Annotated in this window: 18 protein-coding genes; 4 read left to right on the top strand and 14 right to left on the bottom strand. The window is 71.2% G+C overall.

All coding sequences use genetic code 11. The features are described from left to right. Window positions 1-192: 192 nt before the first annotated feature. Window positions 193-1,674, bottom strand: coding sequence for an MFS transporter (locus ACFYWX_RS38110; RefSeq protein WP_389429521.1), 1,482 nt, complete (start codon window positions 1,672-1,674; stop codon window positions 193-195). Between the two features lie 85 nt (window positions 1,675-1,759). Between ACFYWX_RS38110 and ACFYWX_RS38115 the strand changes: the two genes are divergently transcribed. After that, window positions 1,760-2,164, top strand: a complete 405-nt coding sequence (locus tag ACFYWX_RS38115; protein WP_389429523.1) for a MarR family winged helix-turn-helix transcriptional regulator — start codon at window positions 1,760-1,762, stop codon at window positions 2,162-2,164. A 17-nt stretch (window positions 2,165-2,181) separates the two neighbouring features. On the opposite strand, the gene ACFYWX_RS38120 is transcribed toward ACFYWX_RS38115, so the two are convergent. From ACFYWX_RS38120 to ACFYWX_RS38180, 13 genes are all read right to left on the bottom strand, one after another. Then, window positions 2,182-2,910 carry a maleylpyruvate isomerase family mycothiol-dependent enzyme gene (locus ACFYWX_RS38120; RefSeq protein WP_389429525.1) on the bottom strand — a complete coding sequence of 243 codons (729 nt, stop codon included), beginning with the start codon at window positions 2,908-2,910 and terminating at the stop codon, window positions 2,182-2,184. 83 nt (window positions 2,911-2,993) lie between these two features. Beyond that, entirely contained in the window at window positions 2,994-4,082 is a 1,089-nt protein-coding gene (locus tag ACFYWX_RS38125) for an S-(hydroxymethyl)mycothiol dehydrogenase (RefSeq protein WP_389429527.1), read from the bottom strand. 4 nt (window positions 4,083-4,086) lie between these two features. After that, on the bottom strand, window positions 4,087-4,968 hold the full coding sequence (locus tag ACFYWX_RS38130) for a 3-hydroxybutyryl-CoA dehydrogenase (RefSeq protein WP_389429529.1): 882 nt from the start codon (window positions 4,966-4,968) through the stop codon (window positions 4,087-4,089). Then, on the bottom strand, window positions 4,965-6,155 hold the full coding sequence (locus ACFYWX_RS38135) for an acyl-CoA dehydrogenase family protein (protein WP_389429531.1): 1,191 nt from the start codon (window positions 6,153-6,155) through the stop codon (window positions 4,965-4,967). Before ACFYWX_RS38135 ends, ACFYWX_RS38130 begins: the two co-directional genes overlap by 4 nt. A gap of 24 nt (window positions 6,156-6,179) precedes the next feature. After that, window positions 6,180-7,298, bottom strand: coding sequence for an alcohol dehydrogenase catalytic domain-containing protein (locus ACFYWX_RS38140; RefSeq protein ID WP_389429533.1), 1,119 nt, complete (start codon window positions 7,296-7,298; stop codon window positions 6,180-6,182). A gap of 107 nt (window positions 7,299-7,405) precedes the next feature. After that, window positions 7,406-8,920, bottom strand: a complete 1,515-nt coding sequence (locus ACFYWX_RS38145; protein ID WP_389429535.1) for a class I adenylate-forming enzyme family protein — start codon at window positions 8,918-8,920, stop codon at window positions 7,406-7,408. Beyond that, a complete protein-coding gene (locus ACFYWX_RS38150; protein WP_389429537.1) occupies window positions 8,917-10,161 on the bottom strand; it encodes an NAD(P)/FAD-dependent oxidoreductase in 1,245 nt (414 codons plus the stop codon). The genes ACFYWX_RS38145 and ACFYWX_RS38150 overlap by 4 nt, the downstream gene beginning before the upstream one ends. Continuing rightward, a complete protein-coding gene (locus tag ACFYWX_RS38155) occupies window positions 10,158-10,481 on the bottom strand; it encodes a 2Fe-2S iron-sulfur cluster-binding protein (protein ID WP_389429539.1) in 324 nt (107 codons plus the stop codon). The genes ACFYWX_RS38150 and ACFYWX_RS38155 overlap by 4 nt, the downstream gene beginning before the upstream one ends. 23 nt (window positions 10,482-10,504) lie before the next feature. Then, on the bottom strand, window positions 10,505-11,728 hold the full coding sequence (locus tag ACFYWX_RS38160; protein ID WP_389429541.1) for a cytochrome P450: 1,224 nt from the start codon (window positions 11,726-11,728) through the stop codon (window positions 10,505-10,507). Continuing rightward, entirely contained in the window at window positions 11,725-12,255 is a 531-nt protein-coding gene (locus tag ACFYWX_RS38165) for a cupin domain-containing protein (protein WP_389429542.1), read from the bottom strand. Before ACFYWX_RS38165 ends, ACFYWX_RS38160 begins: the two co-directional genes overlap by 4 nt. A 168-nt stretch (window positions 12,256-12,423) precedes the next feature. Beyond that, the gene (locus tag ACFYWX_RS38170) at window positions 12,424-12,966 is read right to left on the bottom strand and encodes a MarR family winged helix-turn-helix transcriptional regulator (protein ID WP_389429543.1); all 543 of its coding nucleotides are present in this window, start codon (window positions 12,964-12,966) and stop codon (window positions 12,424-12,426) included. A gap of 35 nt (window positions 12,967-13,001) precedes the next feature. Next, a complete protein-coding gene (locus ACFYWX_RS38175) occupies window positions 13,002-13,850 on the bottom strand; it encodes a fumarylacetoacetate hydrolase family protein (protein WP_389429544.1) in 849 nt (282 codons plus the stop codon). Further along, window positions 13,847-14,422, bottom strand: a complete 576-nt coding sequence (locus tag ACFYWX_RS38180) for a carboxymuconolactone decarboxylase family protein (protein WP_389429546.1) — start codon at window positions 14,420-14,422, stop codon at window positions 13,847-13,849. Before ACFYWX_RS38180 ends, ACFYWX_RS38175 begins: the two co-directional genes overlap by 4 nt. A gap of 81 nt (window positions 14,423-14,503) precedes the next feature. On the opposite strand from ACFYWX_RS38180, the gene ACFYWX_RS38185 reads away from it, so the two are divergent. From ACFYWX_RS38185 to ACFYWX_RS38195, 3 genes are all read left to right on the top strand, one after another. After that, a complete protein-coding gene (locus ACFYWX_RS38185) occupies window positions 14,504-15,364 on the top strand; it encodes a VOC family protein (RefSeq protein ID WP_389429548.1) in 861 nt (286 codons plus the stop codon). A 62-nt stretch (window positions 15,365-15,426) separates the two neighbouring features. Then, the gene (gene paaZ / locus ACFYWX_RS38190; protein ID WP_389429549.1) at window positions 15,427-16,986 is read left to right on the top strand and encodes a phenylacetic acid degradation bifunctional protein PaaZ; all 1,560 of its coding nucleotides are present in this window, start codon (window positions 15,427-15,429) and stop codon (window positions 16,984-16,986) included. A 72-nt stretch (window positions 16,987-17,058) separates the two neighbouring features. Then, window positions 17,059-18,039 carry a phosphotransferase enzyme family protein gene (locus tag ACFYWX_RS38195; RefSeq protein WP_389429550.1) on the top strand — a complete coding sequence of 327 codons (981 nt, stop codon included), beginning with the start codon at window positions 17,059-17,061 and terminating at the stop codon, window positions 18,037-18,039. The last annotated feature ends 3 nt before the right edge of the window (window positions 18,040-18,042 follow it).

An 18,042-nucleotide genomic window follows, 5' to 3' on the forward strand; every position in this document is an offset into this window, starting at 1 on the left:
TCTCGCCGCACCGGCCGAAAACCCAAGTACATCCAGTACGAGGGCTTCCGGCCGGCACGCCGAGAGCACGCTCCCCCACTCTCGGCTTCGCTAAAACGGGAGGGCCCCCCACGACGCCGCTCCTTGACGGGCAAACGTTGCCTGCCGGGGCACTGGCCTGCGACCTGATCCAAACGACAGGCCCGAGTCGCGTCAGTCGCCCACGGCGACGCGCTCCGCCTCCTGGGGGGTGGTGGACTTGGCGACCACCACGGAGGTGGTCGGGGTGCGGCGGGTGCGCAGCCCCGTGAGGGAGATCAGCAGTCCGGCGACGGCGATGCCCGTGGCGACGGTGAACCCGGGCCGGTAGCTGTCCAGGACGGCCTGCGGAGTGGGGTCCGACGGTGCGCCCGCGGTCACCACCGCCGTCACGACGGCCAGGAAGATCGCGCCGCCGACCTGGACGGAGGTGTTGAGCAGACCGGAGACCATGCCCTGCTCGTGGTCGTCGACGCCGTTGGTGGCCTGGATGTTGAGCGACGGGAAGACCAGGGCGCAGGCGGCGCCGATCAGCAGCATGCTCGGCAGGATCACGGCCGCGTACACCGGGTCGAGGTCGACGCGCAGGAACAGCGCGTACCCGACGACCATGAGCGCGAAGCCCGCCGCGATCAGCCGCTGGGTGCCGAACCGGTCGACGATCGCGCCCACCTTCGTCGACGAAACCGCCACCAGCGCGCCCGCGGGCAGGAAGGCGAGCGCCGTGTGCAGCGCCGACCAGCCGAGCAGCGACTGCATGTAGAGCGTCGCCAGGAACTGGAAGCCGACATACGAGCCGAAGAAGGCCATCGCGCCGAGCTGGGCGCGGATCTGGCTGCCGGAGCGCAGCACGCCGAGGCGGATCAGCGGACCCGCCGAGCGCCGCTCGACCGCGACGAAGAGGGTCAGGAGCACGGCCGCGGCGAGGAACGACAGCAGCGTGCGGGCCGACGCCCAGCCGACCTCCGGAGCCTGGACGACGGTGAAGACCAGCAGCAGCATCGAGGCGGTGCCGAGGACGGCGCCGGGGACGTCGTAGCCGTTGTGGTCCTTCTCCCGTTCGCTGCGCGGCAGCAGCTTCAGACCGGCGGCGAGGGCGATCAGGGCGATGGGCGCGGGCAGCAGCATGGTGAGGCGCCAACTGGCCTCGGTGAGCAGGCCGGACAGCACCAGGCCCATGGAGAAGCCGGTGGCCGCGCAGGTGGTGTAGATGGAGAGCGCCCGGTTGCGCAGCGGGCCCTCCGGGAACGTCGTGGTGATGATCGACAGGCCGGCCGGTGCCGTGAAGGCCGCGCTCAGGCCCTTGATGAAGCGGCTGGCGATCAGCAGCGGACCGGAGTCGACGAGCCCGCCGAGCAGCGAGGCCAGCGCGAAGACGCCGAGCGCGATCAGGAAGACCTGGCGCCGGCCGAGCAGGTCGGCGGTGCGTCCGCCGAGCAGGAGCAGACCGCCGTAGCCCAGGATGTAGCCGCTGACGATCCATTGCAGCGTCGAGGTCGACAGACCGAGGTCGGAACCGATGGACGGCAGGGCGACGCCGACCATCGACACGTCCAGCGCGTCCAGGAACATCGCGGCGCAGAGCACCAGCAGGGTGCCCCACAGCCGGGGGGTCCAGCGTCCGTCGGACGTCGGGGTGGTGAGCGGAGAGGTCATGCCGCAGACACTACATGCGCATGCATTGAATGCAAACGCATTTAATTCCGATGCAATAAAGTCGTTTCTCTGCTACGGTGCGCCCATGGCGGCGAAGAAGGCCGAGCAGGCACTCGTGGACCAGTGGCGGGACATCCTGGCGCTGCATGCCCGCACGCAGTGCGAACTGGACCGTGCCCTGCACCAACACGGCCTGTGCGCCAGCGACTTCGAGGTGCTCGACGTTCTCGCCGAGGGCTCCGCGTCGGACGGCGCGTGCACCTACCGCGTCCAGGAGATCTCCGAGCGCGTCCATCTGAGCCAGAGCGCGCTGTCCCGGCTGATCGCCCGACTGGAGAAGGACGGTCTCGTCGAGCGCGGGATGTGTGCGGAGGACCGCCGGGGTGTCCGGGTCGCGCTCACCGGGAAGGGGCGCGCGCTGCACGGCGAGGTCCTGCCGGTGCAGCGCGGGGTGCTGACGCGGATGCTGGCGGGCCAGCGGGCCGGCTGACCGCCCGCCGACCTCGGTCAGATCGCCGACGTCTCCCGCCAGAACGCGGCCAGCGAGGCGTCACCTGTCACCGTGGGGATCGGTACCCGGTTCCACAGCGCCAGGTACAACTGCTCGGCATGACCGGACAGTTCGCACTCGGCGTCCCCGGACGCGCCCCGGGTGGCGGCGGGCGGCTCGGACGTCAGCCGTACGGTCCACACCGCGTCCGCGTCCGTGACGCGTACCTGGAGCACCCGGGGCGCGTCGGTACGGACCCGGCTCTTCTGTCGGGCGTGGAAGCCGCGCAGCAACTCGTCGATGCCGTCCACCGCGAAGTCGGTGCCGATCGGATGCGGCGTACCGGCGAGCGCCGACTCGGCGTCGTAGCGGTGCACCGCCGTCTCGTGCGCCTGCCGCCGCGCCCAGAACGCCAGGGGCGAGGGAGCCGGGAGGAAGGCCCAGCACTCCGTGTCGGATGGCGCGGCAGCCAGGCTGTCCACGAGGTGGCGATGGCTGTCCCGGTACCAGGCCACCAGCTCGGGGCCGTCGACGTCCGGGGCGTCACCCAGCGGCCGGGGCGAGGTGTGGCCCTCGGCGACGAACCCGGCCGCCCAACGGTGGACGGCGCCCGTATGGCGCAGCAGATCCCGCACCTGCCACTCCGGGCAGGTCGGCACCTTGGCGTCGGTCCCGGCCTGCGCGGCGGCCGCGGCCAGCCACTGGCCCTCCTGGTCGAGGACCTCGACGAACTCGGCAGTCTCCATGGGGGAGAGTCTGCCTGATGGAGTGCGGTCGAAGGCCAGTGCTTTTTATGTGACCCCGCGTGTTCTTCAGTGGCCGCTTGTGGTCACAGCACCACCACCGAACGCAGCACGTCCCCGTGATGCATCCGCTCGAACGCCTTCTCCACCTCCTCCAGTTCGATCGTCTCGGTCACGAACGCGCCCAGGTCCAGACGCCCTTGCAGATGCAGGTCGATCAGCATCGGGAAGTCCCGGCTCGGCAGGCAGTCGCCGTACCAGGACGACTTCAGCGCACCGCCCCGCCCGAACACGTCCAGCAGCGGCAGTTCCAGCTTCATCTCGGGGGTCGGTACGCCCACCAGGACGACCGTGCCGGCCAGGTCCCGGGCGTAGAAGGCCTGCTGGTAGGTCTCCGGGCGGCCGACCGCCTCGATGACCACGTCCGCACCGAACCCGCCAGTCAGCTCGCGGATCGCCTCGACGGCGTCGGTGTCGCGTGAGTTGACGGCGTGGGTGGCGCCCATCTCCCGGGCCCTGGCCAGCTTGTGGTCGTCGATGTCGACGGCGATGATCTTCGCGGCGCCGGCCAAATTCGCCCCGGCGATCGCCGCGTCCCCCACCCCGCCGCAGCCGATCACGGCCACGGTGTCACCCCGGCCGACGTTGCCGGTGTTGATCGCCGCGCCGATACCGGCCATCACCCCGCAGCCCAGCAGACCGGCCACCGACGCCGACACCGACGGGTCGACCTTGGTGCACTGACCGGCCGCGACCAGCGTCTTCTCCGCGAACGCGCCGATCCCGAGAGCCGGGGACAGTTCCTGCCCCGTCGAGGCGAGCGTCATCCTCTGCTTCGCGTTGTGCGTGTCGAAGCAGTACCAGGGCCGCCCGCGCAGACACGCCCGGCACTGCCCGCACACCGCACGCCAGTTCAGGATCACGAAGTCACCCGGCGCGACGTCCGTGACGCCCTCGCCGACCGACTCCACCACCCCGGCCGCCTCGTGGCCGAGCAGGAAGGGGAACTCGTCGTTGATCCCGCCCTGCTTGTAGTGCAGATCGGTGTGACAGACCCCGCACGCCTGAATCCTCACGACGGCTTCCCCGGGGCCGGGGTCGGGGATCACGATCGTCTCCACCCGCACCGGCTCGTCCTTGCCCGGTGCGATCACTCCGCGTACGTCCTGCGGCATGGGGTCAGTGGCCTTTCTCGGAGTAGGCGTGGAAGCCACGCCCGGACTTCCGGCCGAGCAGCCCGGCTTCCACCATGCGCAGCAGCAGGGGTGGCGGGGCGTGCAGCGGGTCCTTGAAGTCGGCGTACATGGCTTCGGCGATGGCGGTGAGAGTGTCCAGGCCGATCAGGTCGGCCAGGCTCAGCGGCCCCATCGGGTGGGCGCAGCCGAGGACCATGCCGGTGTCGATGTCCTCCGCGGAGGCGAAGCCGGACTCCAGCATCCTGATCGCGGAGAGCAGGTAGGGCACCAGGAGGGCGTTCACCACGAAGCCCGCCCGGTCCTGGGCGCGGATCACCTGCTTGCCGAGCACGCCGGTGACGAAGTCCTCGGCGCGGGACTGGGTCTGCGTACCCGTCAGCAGGGACGGCACGATCTCCACGAGCTCCAGTACGGGGACCGGGTTGAAGAAGTGCACCCCGATCACCTGGTGCGGCCGGGTGGTGGCCATGCCCAGCTTCATGATGGGCAGGGAGGAGGTGTTCGACGCGAGCAGCGCGTCCTCCCGGGCGACGATCTTGTCGAGCGCGGCGAACAGCTCGACCTTCACCCGCTCGTCCTCGGTCGCCGCCTCCACCACCAGGTCCCGGTCGGCCAGGTCCAGGAGGTCGGTGGTGACCCGTATGCGGTCGCGTGCCGTGTCACGTTCCGCGCCGGAGAGCTTGCCGCGTCGTACACCGCGGTCCAGCGAGGCGGTGAGCCGGGCGCGGCCGGCGGTGGCCGCGGGCTCGCTCACCTCGTGGACGACGACGTCGAGACCGGCCCGGGCGCAGACCTCGGCGATGCCCGCGCCCATCAGGCCGCAGCCGACGACACCCACCTTGCGGATCGGGGGCGCCGCGCTCATCGGAAGGCGGCCTCTCCCGTCAGGGCCTGGCCGATCATCAGGGTGTGCATCTCGACGGTGCCCTCGTAGGTCAGGATCGACTCGAGGTTGTTGGCGTGCCGGATGACCGGGTACTCCAGCGAGATGCCGTTCGCGCCGAGGACGGTGCGCGCCGTGCGGCAGATCTCCAGCGCGGCACGGGTGTTGTTGAGCTTGCCGTAGCTGACCTGCTCGGGGCGCAGCCCCCGGTCGTCCTTGACGCGGCCGAGGTGGAAGGCCAGCAAGGTGCCCTTGTCGAGTTCGAGGGACATGTCGGTCAGCTTGGCCTGGGTCAGCTGGAAGGAGCTGATCGGACGGCCGAACTGGACCCGGTCGCCCGCGTAGGCCAGAGCCGTGCGGAAGGCCGAGCGGGCGGCGCCCATCGCGCCCCAGGCGATGCCGTAACGGGCCTCGTTGAGGCAGGACAGCGGCCCGCGCAGTCCGCGTACCTCCGGCAGCACGGCGGATCCCGGCAGCCGTACCGAGTCGAGGACGAGCTCGCTGGTCACCGAGGCCCGCAGCGACATCTTGTGCTTGATCGCGGGCGCCGAGAAACCGGGGGTGTCGGTGGGCACGACGAAGCCGCGGACGCCGTCGTCGGTACGGGCCCACACCACCGCCACGTCGGCGACCGACCCGTTGGTGATCCACATCTTGCGCCCGTCGAGGACCCAGTCGTCCCCTTCACGGCGGGCGGCGGTACGCATGCTGCCCGGGTCGGAGCCCGAGTCCGGTTCGGTGAGCCCGAAGCAGCCGATGGCGGTGCCCGCCGCGAGACGGGGCAGCCACTCCTCCTTCTGCTCCTCGGACCCGAACGCGTGGATCGCGAACATGGCCAGCGAGCCCTGGACCGAGACCAGGGAGCGCAACCCCGAGTCGGTGGCTTCCAGTTCCAGACAGGCGAGCCCGTAGTCGACCGCGCTCATCCCCGCGCAGCCGTAGCCCTCCAGGTGCATGCCCAGCAGGCCGAGCTCGCCGAGTTCCTTGGTGAGCCCGCGGATGTCCTCGATCGCCCCCTGCTCGAACCACTGGGCGATGTGCGGTTCCACGCGACGGTCGCAGAAGGTGCGGACGGCGTCGCGCACGGCCCGCTCGTCCGGGGTCAGCAGGGTGTCGAGTTCGAGGAGGTCGAGGGGGTCGGCCGGTCGCCCGGCGTGCTGAGCGTGCATCTGGGTCTCCAAAGAGGGGGATGGTCAGGCCGTGGCCGTCGGGCTGATGATGAAGTTGCTGAAGCCGCCGTTGCGTCGGGCGATTCCGCCGATGGCCTCGTTGACCTGCTCCAGCGGGAACACCTGGTGCTCCAGCGCGCCGAGGTCGAGCAGCCCCGCCTCCGCCATGTCGGCCATGGCCTGGCCCTCGCCGGAGGTGAACCACGCCGATCCGATGAGCCGCAGCTGCTGGTCCATCATCCGGTGGATGTCGATGGGCAGGTCACCGGCGACGGCACCGATGTTCACGGCGATGCCGCCACGCGCCATCGCCCGCATGCCGGCCAGGAAGGTCTCGTGCGGTGCGCCCGGGCCGAGCGCGTCGATGTAGATGTCGACGCCGTATCCGTCCGTCTCCTCGCGGATCCAGTCGTCGAGCGGACCCTCGTTGAGGGAGCGCAGGTTCAGCCGGCCGTCGGCCAGCTTGCCGACCTGGTGCAGCAGGTCCTGGTCGCGGCCGGTGCCGTAGACGTGGGTCAGGCCGAGGGCGGGGGCGAGGAGGGCCGCGCCGATGCCGAGGGTGCCGCTGATGCCGTTGATCAGGATCGTCTTGCCCGGTCCCGCACCCGCCTTGCGCAGCGCGGAGTACATCGTGCCCAGGTAGCCGAAGCGGGCGGCGGCGTTGAAGGACAGGTTGTCGGGCAGCTTCACCAGGGAGTAGGCGGGAGCCACCATGTACTCGGCGAGGCCGCCCTGGTAGCGGTCGAGCAGGCCGATCGCGGTCGGCGAGAAGCCGAAGTACCCGGCGAAGGCATAGCTGGCGCAGTTGATCGAGTCGTCGTTCCGGCACGAGCGGCACGATCCGCAGGACCGGCCCGGGTTGACGTACACCCGGTCGCCCGGCTTGAACGCCTGGACGCCCTCGCCGACCGCCTCGACGACGCCCGCCGGGTCCAGGCCGAAGATCGCCGGGAGGGTGGGCAGCGGGCTGTGCGGGAACCACGTGGTCCACATGTTCAGGATGTTGGCGAGGTTCGGGACGATGTTGACGGCGTGCACGGCCACGCGGACGTCGCCGGGGCCGGGCTCGGGAACGGGGAGTTCCTCGAGCTTCATCGGCTCGCCGACGTGGTGCATCCGCGCGGCTCGCATGGTCGCACTCATGGCCTCTCCTTGGGTGTGGGTGTGGAGATGTCGCCGGTGGCGCCGGCCCCCATCTCGGATGTGTGTGGGGGAGGGAGGAAACGTAGGGGGAGGGGAGGGGGTACGGGTCAGTCGTCGAGCAGAGTCGACAGCCGGGCCCGCTGGAGCTTCCCGGTCGCCCCGCGCGGCAGGGCCGGTACGACGCACAGCCGCCGTGGCCACTTGTGCCGGGTGAGCCTGCCGTCGAGGTGGGCGCGGACGTCGTCCAGGTCCGGGGTCGGCTCGCCGGTCTCCGTGACCACGAACGCGGTCACGATCTCGCCCCAGACCGGGTGCGGTGCCCCGGACACGGCGACCTCGACGACTCCGGGCAGGTCGGTCAGCGCGTTCTCGACCTCAGCGGGGTCGACGTTCTCACCGCCGGTGATGATCGTGTCCTTGACCCGCCCGACGACCTCGAGGCGGCCCCGCGGGTCGATCCGTCCCCGGTCGCCGCTGCGGAACCAGCCGTCGGGGTCGGTGGCGGGCCGCGGTCCGACGGCGGTCCAGTACGCGGAGGTGACGGACGGTCCGCGGACCCAGATCTCGCCGGCGCTGCCGTCCGGGGCGGGGGCGCCCGTCTCGTCCACGATCCGGAGCTCGACGTGCGGTACGGGAGGGCCCGCGGAGATTGCCGGTTCGATGCCAGAGCCGGCGAAGTCGCGGGCGTCGGGCACGTCCGGCACGTCGGGCGCCGAGTACGTCACCCCGGCGCTGGTCTCCGTCAGGCCGTAGGAGTTGACCACCCCGATGCCGTGCCCGTGCAGCAGCGCCCGGGTCGCCGACTGGGCCGGTGAGCCGCCGGAGAGGATCCACCGCAGGGTGCGCGGCTCGCCGGCGGCGAAGCGGGGATGGCGGGTCAGCAGCGCAGTCATGGCGGGGACCGCGAAGGCACAGGTGACCTCGTGGTCCCGGACGAGGTCCAGGAACAGGTCCGGGTCGAACCTCGGCGCCAGGACGACGGTCCCGCGACGGGCCCAGGTGTACTGCGGCAGCCCGCCCAGTACGGCGACGTGGGCCAGCGGCGTCGACACGAGGGCGACGTCGCCCTCGCCGACGGGCAGCCGGGACAGCCCGCCCGCCATGCTCCAGTGCAGGTTGTCGTGGGTCAGCGCGACGCCCTTGGGGCGGCCGGAGGTGCCTGACGTGAACGCGATGATCGCGGTGTCAAAACCGGCCGGGGGTTCGATGTCGAGCCCGTCGACCGCCTCCTCGCCGTGGAGGTCGTCCCACGTCAGGTGGACAGCCGGCACGTCGTCCGCGCCCGGGAATCCCTCGTCGGCGACGACGGCGCACGGTGCGGTCTCCGCGCAGAAGACGGCCAGCTCGCCGCCCGTCACCTGCGGGTGCACCGGGACCAGTACGGCTCCCATCCGTGTCACCGCGAACAGCGTGATCAGCGCCTCGGGGCGGGCCGCCCCCTGCATCACCACGCGGTCGCCCCGGCGCACCCCGAACTTGTCCAGGCGGGCGACGGTACGGCGGACGGCCAGGTCCAGCTCGGCGTAGGTCCAGGACCGGTCGGTGAAGACGAGGGCCGGGCGGGAACCCGCCTCGGCCGCGCTGGTCACCAGGTGGGCCCCGAACCAGGAGGTCGCGCTCATGCCCGTACCTCCGCGTTGCGTCTGGCGCGGGCGAGGGCGCCGAGCGTCGAGCCCGCGAGGTCGGCGGCCCGCACCGGCGTGTCCCGCTCCAGCAGACGCCGGGCGGCCAGGTGCTCCGCTGCCCAGTTCAGCGTCTCCACGGCCACCAGCCGGTCGTCGCGAAAGGCGTACGCGGCGAGGCGTTCCGCGGAGTCGCCCGCCACCAGGCGCACGGTGTCGGAAGGTGCGCGCAGCCCGGCGATCTGGAGCTTGATGTCCCCCTGGTCGCTCCAGAACCACGGCAGACTCGCGTACGGCGCGGACGCGCCCGCGATGCGACGGCCCACCAGCGCCCCCTGGTCGGTGGCGTTCTGCACGGACTCGAGGCGCACCAGCCCGTCCGCGTGCGGGTGGGGATGGCGGGCGCAGTCGCCGACGGCGGAGATCCACGGGTCGGAGACCGACCGGAGCTGTTCGTCCACGATCACCCCGTCGTCCACGGCCAGGCAGGCGTCCCGCGCCAGCTCGTCCCTGGGGACGGCGCCGATGCCGTACACGACGAGGTCGGCTGGGAGGGCGCCCACGTCCGTGACGACCTGCCGCACCCGGCCCTGCGAACCCTCGATCGCCTGTACGGCCGTCCCGGTCAGGACCCGGACGCCGCTGCGTTCGTGCCGGTCGCGCAGATGCTCCTGGAGCTGCGGCGAGACGGCCCGGCTCAGGAGCCGGTCGGCCAGCTCGACGACGGTGACGTGGGCGCCGCGTGCCGCGGCGACCTGGGCGAGTTCGAGGCCGATGAACCCGCCGCCCACGACGACCACGTCCCGGGCCGTCGCCAGCGCCCGCCCAACGGCCAGGGCGTCGTCGAGGGAACGCAGGGCGTGTACGCCGGTCAGCTCGGCGCCGGGGACGGGCAGCGGACGGTTGCGCGCGCCGGTCGCCAGCACGAGGTGCTCGTAGGGGAGTCGAGCCCCCGTGCCGGCGACGACGGTGCGGCGGGCGGTGTCGAGAGCGGTCACGCCCTCGCCCAGCCGCAGCTCGATGTCCCGCTCGCGGTAGAAGGACTCCGGCACCAGGTCGACGCGGACGCCGTCCGGTTCGGTGTGGGCCTTCTTCGACAGCGGCGGACGCTGGTACGGCAGGTGGGGCTCGTCGGCGAAGACGGTGACCGGGCCGTCGTAACCGGCCCCGCGCAGGGCCGAGACGACGCTGAAGCCGGCCTGTCCGCCGCCGACCACGACCACGCCCGCGGCGGACGTCATACCTGCTCCTCGGGCACGTGCACGACCAGACCGTCCAGCGCGTCGGAGAGCTGGATCTGGCAGCTGAGCCGGCTGGTGGGCCGGCGTTCGGCGGCGGTGAAGTCCAGCATCTCGTCCTCGACGCCGTTCGGCGGCCCCGCGAGGTCGCTCTGCCCGGCGGCGACGTAGACGTGGCAGGTGGCGCAGGCGGCGTTGCCGCCGCACTCCGCGACGATGCCCGCGACGCCGTGGGACACGGCCGCCTGCATGAGCACCGTCCCCGACGCGGCCGTGACCTTGCGTTCGGTCCCGTCGGGCAGCTGGAAGATGACGGTTGGCATGAAGTCCTCCCGGTGGGAGCGGCTCAGGCTGCTTGCCAGGTGACGTGCAGCGAGGTGAGTCCTCGGAACACCCAGCCGTCCAGACGGCCCGCGGCGGAGCCGCTGTCGGATGCTGTCGCGCCGTCGGCGAGGCGGAGTCCCTTGAGGCGGCTGAAGACGAGGGGCCAGGCGATCGCGCTGACCTCGTGGCGCGCGACCCACGCGCCCATGCAGAAGTGCGGACCGCCGCCGAAGGCGAGGTGAGGGCGGTGCGGGCGGTCGATGTCGAACTCGTCGGCCCGCTCGAAGACCGACGCGTCCCGGTTCCCCGAGGCGATCACCAGCGCCACGCGACTGCCGGCGGGCAGGGTCACCCCGGCGATCTCGTGGTCCTGGGTGAGCTGGCGCGGATACATGCCGATCGGCGAGATCCAGCGGGCGGTCTCCTCGAACGTCTGCTTCCACAGCGCAGGGTCCCGCACCACCCGGTCGAGGACCTCGGGGCGGCGCAGCAGCGCCCAGGCGCCGACGCCGAAGACGTCTCGCGGCTCGTTGACGCCACCGCCGATGATGACCTTGACGTTGTTCTGGATCTCGGTGAGTGCCACCGGCTCCGGCGCGTTGACCATCGAGGAGATCACCGAGCCGTCGGGCTCGCGCAGGACGGCTTCGGCCGTCCCGGCCACGGCCTCCTCGATGGCCCGGGTGGCCTGTTCGGCGCGCAGCCAGATGTCGGGGTCGTCGGCGTAGTTGCTGTTGCCGGCCATCATCGCCCGCGACCAGTCGGCGATGTCGGCGGCGCTCGCGCCCCGCAGGCCGAGGACCAGGGCCAGGTTGGCGGCGGCGAGCGGTTCGGCGAAGTCGGCGATCAGGTCGGCCTCGCCGCGACCGGCGATCCGGTCGAGCAGTTCGTGCGCGGTGCGCTCGAAGGCGCCGGCCCACAGGTCGCGCACCTGGCGGGGCCGGGTGGGCGGCTCGGCCGCGGCTCGCAGCCGCCGGTGCTCCGGGTCGTCCTCGCGCAGCATGTTCGGGCCGACGGTCCGCAGCAGCAGCGACCCCTCCTCGCGGGAGCTGAACACCTCGGGCAGCTTCTCCGCGTGGACGATGTCGTCGTAGCGGGTCAGCAGGTGACGGCCGACCGAGGGCACCCAGGCCAGGGGAGCGGTGCGGCGCAGCTCGGCGTAGGCGGGATAGGGGTCGCGGCGCAGCTCGGCGAGGTCGAGGTCGACGACGGGGGCACCGGGCGCCGCGGTCGTCAGGGCGCTCATGAGGTGCCGCCTGCGCCGATCAGGACGAAGAACACCGTGGCGGGCACGGTGCCGTTGTTGCGCCAGGCGTGACGGGTGGCGTTCTGCACGACGATGTCACCGGGCTGGAGGACCGCGGTCTCGCCGCCGTCGAGGTCGAGGACGATCTCGCCGCTCAGGACGACGCCGTAGTCGACGGTGGGGGTGGTGTGCATGCCCGGGTTGTCCGGCTCGAAGAGCTCGGCGAGGCCCGGGGTGCCCTCCAGCTGCTCGGCGCCCGCGGCGGCGGGGTCCCAGCCCGGGTCGGCGTAGACACTGGCGGGCGGGAAGGTGACGGTCAGCGCGATCGTCTCGCCGGGGGCGGGGACGAAGGACTCCAGGGCCTCGGTCGGGTCGGCCGACGGGACGGCGGGCGCCGTCGTGTTCCACACCAGAGAACGGGCGAAGCCGGGAGTGTGGGTGTACTGACGGGTGCGCGGCGGCTCGCCGTCACTGACGATCACGGGCTTGCCGCTCGGGCTGACACCGGTGACGACACGACGGACCATGACTCTCTCCTTTGAGAAACCGACGACAGGGGCGTCAGGTGAAGGTGGGTGAACGCTAAAGTGCCTCAGGAAAATTCGTTAGGGGTTTGACGGTAAAAGTTCTGACGATGTGGGAGGTGTGCCGCTGTGCTGCCGGATCGGCGGGGCGTACGGGGAATCGGCCGGTGCTCAGTCCTCGGCCGGGGTCTCCTGGTTGACCAGAGTACGCAGGAGATGCACCAGCTCACTGAGCTGGTCGTCACGCAGTACGGCCGTCCATGCCCGCTCGCGACGCGTCTGGGCCTCGATGGCCTGGCGCAGCGTCTCACTGCCCTCGTCGGTGAGCTCGACGACCAGCTGCCGACGATCGGACTCGACGCGCTGCCGGGTGACGAGACCGCGGCTCTCCAACGTCGCCAGCGCGCTGGAGATGCTGGCCCGTGTCGACCCCGAGACCCGTCCGATGTCCTGCTGGGCGAGCGGTCCGTACACCCACAGGGCGTTCAGGATCCTGAAGCCCGCCCAGGTCAGGCCGAGCGGCCGGTGGACGTGCTTCTCGAAGTCCTTGGTCAGCCGCGCTTCGAGGCGGGTGAGGTCCGTGACCATCTCGATCGCGTCGAGATCCCGGGGCTCGGTCGTACCCAGCTCACGATGCTGGTGGCGCAGCAGCTCCGAGAACTCCCGGGTCCGGCTCGCGCCCGTGGTCCCCGCTTCGCGCACGGTGTCCGTCACGATGTCCCACCCTTCCTGGTCCGGCCGGACCGGTGTCAGCCGGCGACGACCGGATTGACCATAGTCCCCACGCCCGTGACCTCGGTCCGAAGGACCTTACCCGCGCTCAGGTACAGCCGCGGAGTGCGGCGGACCCCGCAGCCGGCGGGCGTCCCCGTGAAGATCAGGTCGCCGGGCTCGAACGTCACCCGCTTCGACAGCCAGGCGATCAGCTCCGGCACGCTGAAGATGAGGTCCGACGTGCGGCCCCGCTGCACCTCCAGGTCGTCGACCCAGCCGGCCACCTCGATGTCGTCCGGGTCCTCGAACTCGTCGACCGTCACCAGGTACGGGCCGATCGGGCTGAAGGTGTCGTACGACTTCGGCAGCGTGAACTGGTTGATCGGCTTGCGCCACTGCTCCTTGCGGTCGCTGATGTCCTGACCCGCGGTGACGCCGGACACATAGGACCAGGCCTCGGACTCGGGGATGTTCTTGCCGGTCCTGCCCATGACCACGACGAGCTCGGCCTCGTAGTCCACCTTGTCGTACCGCTCCTCCACCACGACGGAGTCGTACGGTCCGATCACGGACGAGGCGAACTTGGCGAAGACGGACGGCTCGTCCGGGACGGGGAGGTTGGACTCCTCGGCGTGCGCCCGGTAGTTCAGCGCCACGCCGATGGCCTTGTACGGCTTGGCGACGCGTCCCAGGTCCCGCGGGTCGAACGCCTTCCAGTCGTCGTCCGCGGCGCGCTCGGCGAGGGTGCGCAGCTCGTCGTGGAGGGCGAGGTCGGACAGGACCTCCAGGCGCGGCTCGATCGCTCCCTTGCTGGCGTCCGCGATGTCGAGGGCGCGGTCGTCGCGCACGACGACGGGGCGGCCGGCGAGGTTGGCGAGCTTCATACGGGCACTTCCTTGGGGTCGGCGGGGAGGGGGAGGGCGAGATCGCCCTCGGTCTGAACACCGAGGGTGTTGATGACGGTGGCGATCGTGAGGTACTGGCCGACGGTGTAGAGCACGTCGATGACCTGCTCGACGCTCAGCAGCGACGCCAGTCGGCCGAACAGCTCGTCGTCGACGCTCTGGCGGTCGACCAGGGAGTCGGTGGCGGCGAGCAGGACCTGGTCGAGCTCGTCGAGGCCGTCCCACGCGCCGGTCGCGGCGGCGAGGATCGTGTCGTCCGTCAGCCCGGCGCGCCGGGCGATCCGCACGTGCTGGTCCCACTCGTACGCCGCCCGCGCCCGGGCCGCGATCCGCAGGATCATCAGCTCCCTCGACGTCAGCGGCAGGGTGTTCTTGCCCAGCACGTGGTTGCTGAAGACGAGGAAGCGGCGCAGCGCGTCCTCGTGGTGCGCCAGGGTCGCCCAGATCGTGTAGATCCGGCCCTCCTGATCGCGGTACGGCGCCAGCGACGCCAGGGTTTTCTCCTGCAGGTCGGCCTCGTCGACGGGCCGTACGCGGGCTTTCTCCGGCATCGGAGACCTCCTCGGCTCGATGGCGTCAACGTATTCGTATGACCCTTGACCGTCAAGGGTCTAACAAATATCTTCGTCGGCATGACGATCCAGAGCCTTGGTTACGTAGGGATCGGAACCCCCGATCCGGCAGCGTGGGCGGAGTACGCCCGGAGCGTGATAGGCCTCGCGGTCGAACCGGCCGAGCCCGGAGACCGGGTGCGCTATCGCCTGCGCATGGACCAGCACCCCTTCCGTATGTGGCTCACCGAGGCACCGAGGGGCGGAGTGACGGTCATCGGGTGGGAGGTCCGCGACGCGGCGGCGATCGACGAGACGACGGTGCGCCTGAAGGAGGCCGGCGTCGACGTCACCGTCGGCACCGAGGAGGAGTGCCGCGACCGCCGGGTGGCCCGGATGGTGCACTTCACCGGCCCCGTCGGCATCCGCACCGAACTGTTCAGCGGCCGTCGCCTCGCCACGAGCCAGTTCGTCTCACCGCTCGGTGTCGACTTCGTGACGGGCGACCAGGGCCTCGGGCACGTGGTGATGAAGACACCGCACGTGCAGGAGGCGGTCGACTTCTACTGCGACGTCCTGGGCTTCCGGCTCAGCGACACCGCCGACTACCCCTGGGGCACCTTCCACTTCCTCGGCTGCAACCCGAGACACCACAGCATCGCCTTCGTCCGCTCGTACAAGAACGAGGGCACCCATCACATCCTCTGCGAGGTGACCACCCCGGAGGAGGTCGGACGCGCCCTCGACCGGACGCGCGAGCACGACGTCGGGCTGATGGCCACGCTCGGCAAGCACGCCAACGACGGGATGTTCTCCTTCTACATGACCTCGCCGGCCGGCTTCGGCATCGAGATCGGCGCGGGCGGCGTGCAGGTCGACGAGCGCACCTGGGTCAGCCGTGTCTACACGGCGGACATCTGGGGCCACCACCCGGTCGACTAGGGCCTGTTCCTCTCGCCGAACGTCCGCACCGCCCTCCCCTCCGACGAAAGTGGTCGTATCCCATGCTCGAAAGCTACTTGCAGGACACCTGGGCCACCCCCGCGGCCACGGACGACGCCGCCGACGTACGCGACGCGGTCACCGGGGAGACGGTCTGCCGTGTCTCCTCCGCCGGCCTCGACCTCGCCGGGGCGTTCGACCACGCGCGGCGCGTCGGCGGCCCGGCGCTGGGTGAGGCGACCTTCCACCAGCGGGCCGACCTCCTGGACGCGCTGGCGGCGGCGGTCCGCGCCCGCCGTGAGGAGCTGTACGCGCTCTCCGCCCGCGCCGGAGCCACCCCGGTGGACGCCCGCTACGACGTCGACGGCGGCATCCGTGTCCTGCGCGACTACGCCACCCGGGCCCGCACCGAACTCCCCGACGCGCCCCACCTGATCGAGGGACCGGCGGAACGGCTCGCACGCGGCGACGACTTCCTCGGCGTCCACCTCTGCACCCCGTCCCCGGGCCTGATGCTCCAGGTGAACGCCTTCAATTTCCCCGTCTGGGCGCCCCTGGAGAAGCTGGCCCAGGCGGTGCTGGCGGGCCTGCCCTCGGTGGTGAAGCCGGCGACTCCCACCGCGTACCTCACCGAGCACCTGGTCCGGATCATCACGGACGCCGGGGCCCTCCCGCCCGGAGCCCTGCAACTGGTCGTGGGCTCGGTCCGTCCGGCGCTCGATCTGCTCGGCGAACAGGACGTGCTCTCCTTCACCGGCTCGGCCGCCACGGCCGAGACACTGCGCACGCATCCCCACTTGGTCTCCCGCTCCGTCCGGTTCAACTCGGAGGCGGACTCCGTCAACGCCATCGTCCTGGCACCGGACGTGCGGCCCGGGTCACCGCTGTTCGCGGCGTTCGTGCGCGAGGTCGTGACCGAGATGACGGTCAAGGCGGGCCAGAAGTGCACCGCGATCCGCCGCGTCCTGGTCCCCCGGGAACACGAAGCCGCCGCTCTGGACGCGATCTCGGCGGAACTGGCCGGCGTGGTCATCGGCAACCCCGCGGCTGAGGGCGTCCGGATGGGCGCGGTCGTCAGCCTCGCCCAGCGCGACGACGTACGCCGGGCAGCGCGCCGCATCGCCGAGTCCGGCCGCTTCGTGCACGGCGACCCCGACAAGGTGCGGGTGGTGGACGCCGATCCGGAGCAGGGCGCCTTCCTGGACACGCTGCTCATCTCCGTGGACCCCGACGCCTCGGCACCCCACGAGGTCGAGCCGTTCGGCCCGGCCGCCTCCGTACTGGCGTACCGCGACACCGCGCACGCGGCGGACCTGATCGCCCGCGGCCGCGGCAGCCTCGCCGCGTCCCTGGTGAGCGACGACCTGACCTGGACGACCGCCTTCGTCCGGCGGGCGGCGCCGTGGCACGGGCGGCTGCATCTGCTGGACGCGACCAACATGGATCAAACCACCGGCCACGGCTCGCCGTTGCCCGCCCTGAGGCACGGGGGACCCGGGCGCGCGGGAGGGGGTTCGGAGATGGGCGGAGTCCGCGGGGTGCTGGACCTGATGCAGCGGACGGCACTCCAGGCATCGCGGCGGTTGCTGGAGTCGCTGGGCGAGAATTCGAAGGCCGCCTGACAGGGCCGGTGATATTCCTGTTGTTGAACCACGGAGCAGTGGCCGCCAGTTCAACAGCCGGAGAGTGCCCGCATGCAGAGCGCAGTCGACTTCATCGCAGAGACCTATGCGCTCGGTACCGGGCCGTGGACGGTGACACCGGTCACGCGTGGCGCGTTGGGGCAGATCTGGAAGTTGTCGGGGAACGGATCCTCATGGGCCGTGAAGGAGCTGCTCTTCGGCTGCGACGAGGAGCAGGTCCGCCGAGAGGCCGCGCTGCGCAACGCCGCGGAGGAGCTGGGGATCTCCTCGCCCCGGCTCTTCCCGAACCGCGAAGAGACCCACGTTTCACAGCTCCCTGACTCGCTGGGCGGCTCCTGTGTGAAGCTCTACGACTGGGTCGACGGAGCCGCGGCGGACCCCTCCGATCCGGAGATCCTGAACTGGTGCGGCCGGACCCTGGCTCTCCTGCACCGGGCCGGAGCGGGCGCGAGCGAGACACCGGTTTCCTGGTACGAACAGTGCCCTCAGGACGCCGACTGGGCCAAGCTGCACGGGCAGGTCCGCCGGGAGGGCATGCCGTGGGCGGACGAACTGGGCCGGTTCGTCACCACGTCGGCGGTGGAGCTCGCGCGTCACGTCACCCCGTCCGCCCTCGGAGACCTGGTGACGTCGCATCTCGATGTACAGCCCCAGAACGTTCTGGTCGGTCCGGCCGGGCCGGTCCTCCTCGACTGGGACAACGCCGGACCCATAGCGGCGGATCGGGAACTCGCGCGTGCGGTGTATGTGTGGGCGGGCGGGAATCACTTCGATGCCGAGGCTGCCCGGCAATTGATGCGCGCGTATGCGGGCGCCGGAGGCCGCGCGACCGTCAAAGGCCTGGACTCGTTCTCGATGCTTCTCGCGACCGACCTGAACTACGTCCGCGTACAGGCCGAGTGCGCCGTCGACCCGACCGTGACCGCCGCGCAGCGCGAGTTCGCCGGCAGGCAGGTCGTCACCTCCCTGCGGACCCTGCCGGAGCTGTCGGCCGTCTCCCGACTGGCGGAAGCTGTCGAGGGCGAGTGGTGACAC

It is taken from the genome of Streptomyces sp. NPDC002888, assembly GCF_042888465.1.
Taxonomy (GTDB): Bacteria; Actinomycetota; Actinomycetes; order Streptomycetales; family Streptomycetaceae; genus Streptomyces.

Bases quoted from the DNA above. Each gene is read 5' to 3' on its own strand.
- ACFYWX_RS38175 (WP_389429544.1), bottom strand. From the start codon at position 13,850: ATGAAGCTCGCCAACCTCGCCGGCCGCCCCGTCGTCGTGCGCGACGAC.
- ACFYWX_RS38125 (WP_389429527.1), bottom strand. From the start codon at position 4,082: ATGCCGCAGGACGTACGCGGAGTGATCGCACCGGGCAAGGACGAGCCG.
- ACFYWX_RS38160 (WP_389429541.1), bottom strand. From the start codon at position 11,728: ATGAGCGCCCTGACGACCGCGGCGCCCGGTGCCCCCGTCGTCGACCTC.
- ACFYWX_RS38180 (WP_389429546.1), bottom strand. From the start codon at position 14,422: ATGCCGGAGAAAGCCCGCGTACGGCCCGTCGACGAGGCCGACCTGCAG.
- ACFYWX_RS38140 (WP_389429533.1), bottom strand. From the start codon at position 7,298: ATGAGTGCGACCATGCGAGCCGCGCGGATGCACCACGTCGGCGAGCCG.
- ACFYWX_RS38165 (WP_389429542.1), bottom strand. From the start codon at position 12,255: ATGGTCCGTCGTGTCGTCACCGGTGTCAGCCCGAGCGGCAAGCCCGTG.
- ACFYWX_RS38185 (WP_389429548.1), top strand. From the start codon at position 14,504: ATGACGATCCAGAGCCTTGGTTACGTAGGGATCGGAACCCCCGATCCG.
- ACFYWX_RS38115 (WP_389429523.1), top strand. From the start codon at position 1,760: ATGGCGGCGAAGAAGGCCGAGCAGGCACTCGTGGACCAGTGGCGGGAC.
- ACFYWX_RS38150 (WP_389429537.1), bottom strand. From the start codon at position 10,161: ATGACGTCCGCCGCGGGCGTGGTCGTGGTCGGCGGCGGACAGGCCGGC.
- ACFYWX_RS38155 (WP_389429539.1), bottom strand. From the start codon at position 10,481: ATGCCAACCGTCATCTTCCAGCTGCCCGACGGGACCGAACGCAAGGTC.
- ACFYWX_RS38145 (WP_389429535.1), bottom strand. From the start codon at position 8,920: ATGAGCGCGACCTCCTGGTTCGGGGCCCACCTGGTGACCAGCGCGGCC.
- ACFYWX_RS38135 (WP_389429531.1), bottom strand. From the start codon at position 6,155: ATGCACGCTCAGCACGCCGGGCGACCGGCCGACCCCCTCGACCTCCTC.
- ACFYWX_RS38110 (WP_389429521.1), bottom strand. From the start codon at position 1,674: ATGACCTCTCCGCTCACCACCCCGACGTCCGACGGACGCTGGACCCCC.
- ACFYWX_RS38120 (WP_389429525.1), bottom strand. From the start codon at position 2,910: ATGGAGACTGCCGAGTTCGTCGAGGTCCTCGACCAGGAGGGCCAGTGG.
- ACFYWX_RS38130 (WP_389429529.1), bottom strand. From the start codon at position 4,968: ATGAGCGCGGCGCCCCCGATCCGCAAGGTGGGTGTCGTCGGCTGCGGC.
- ACFYWX_RS38195 (WP_389429550.1), top strand. From the start codon at position 17,059: ATGCAGAGCGCAGTCGACTTCATCGCAGAGACCTATGCGCTCGGTACC.
- paaZ (WP_389429549.1), top strand. From the start codon at position 15,427: ATGCTCGAAAGCTACTTGCAGGACACCTGGGCCACCCCCGCGGCCACG.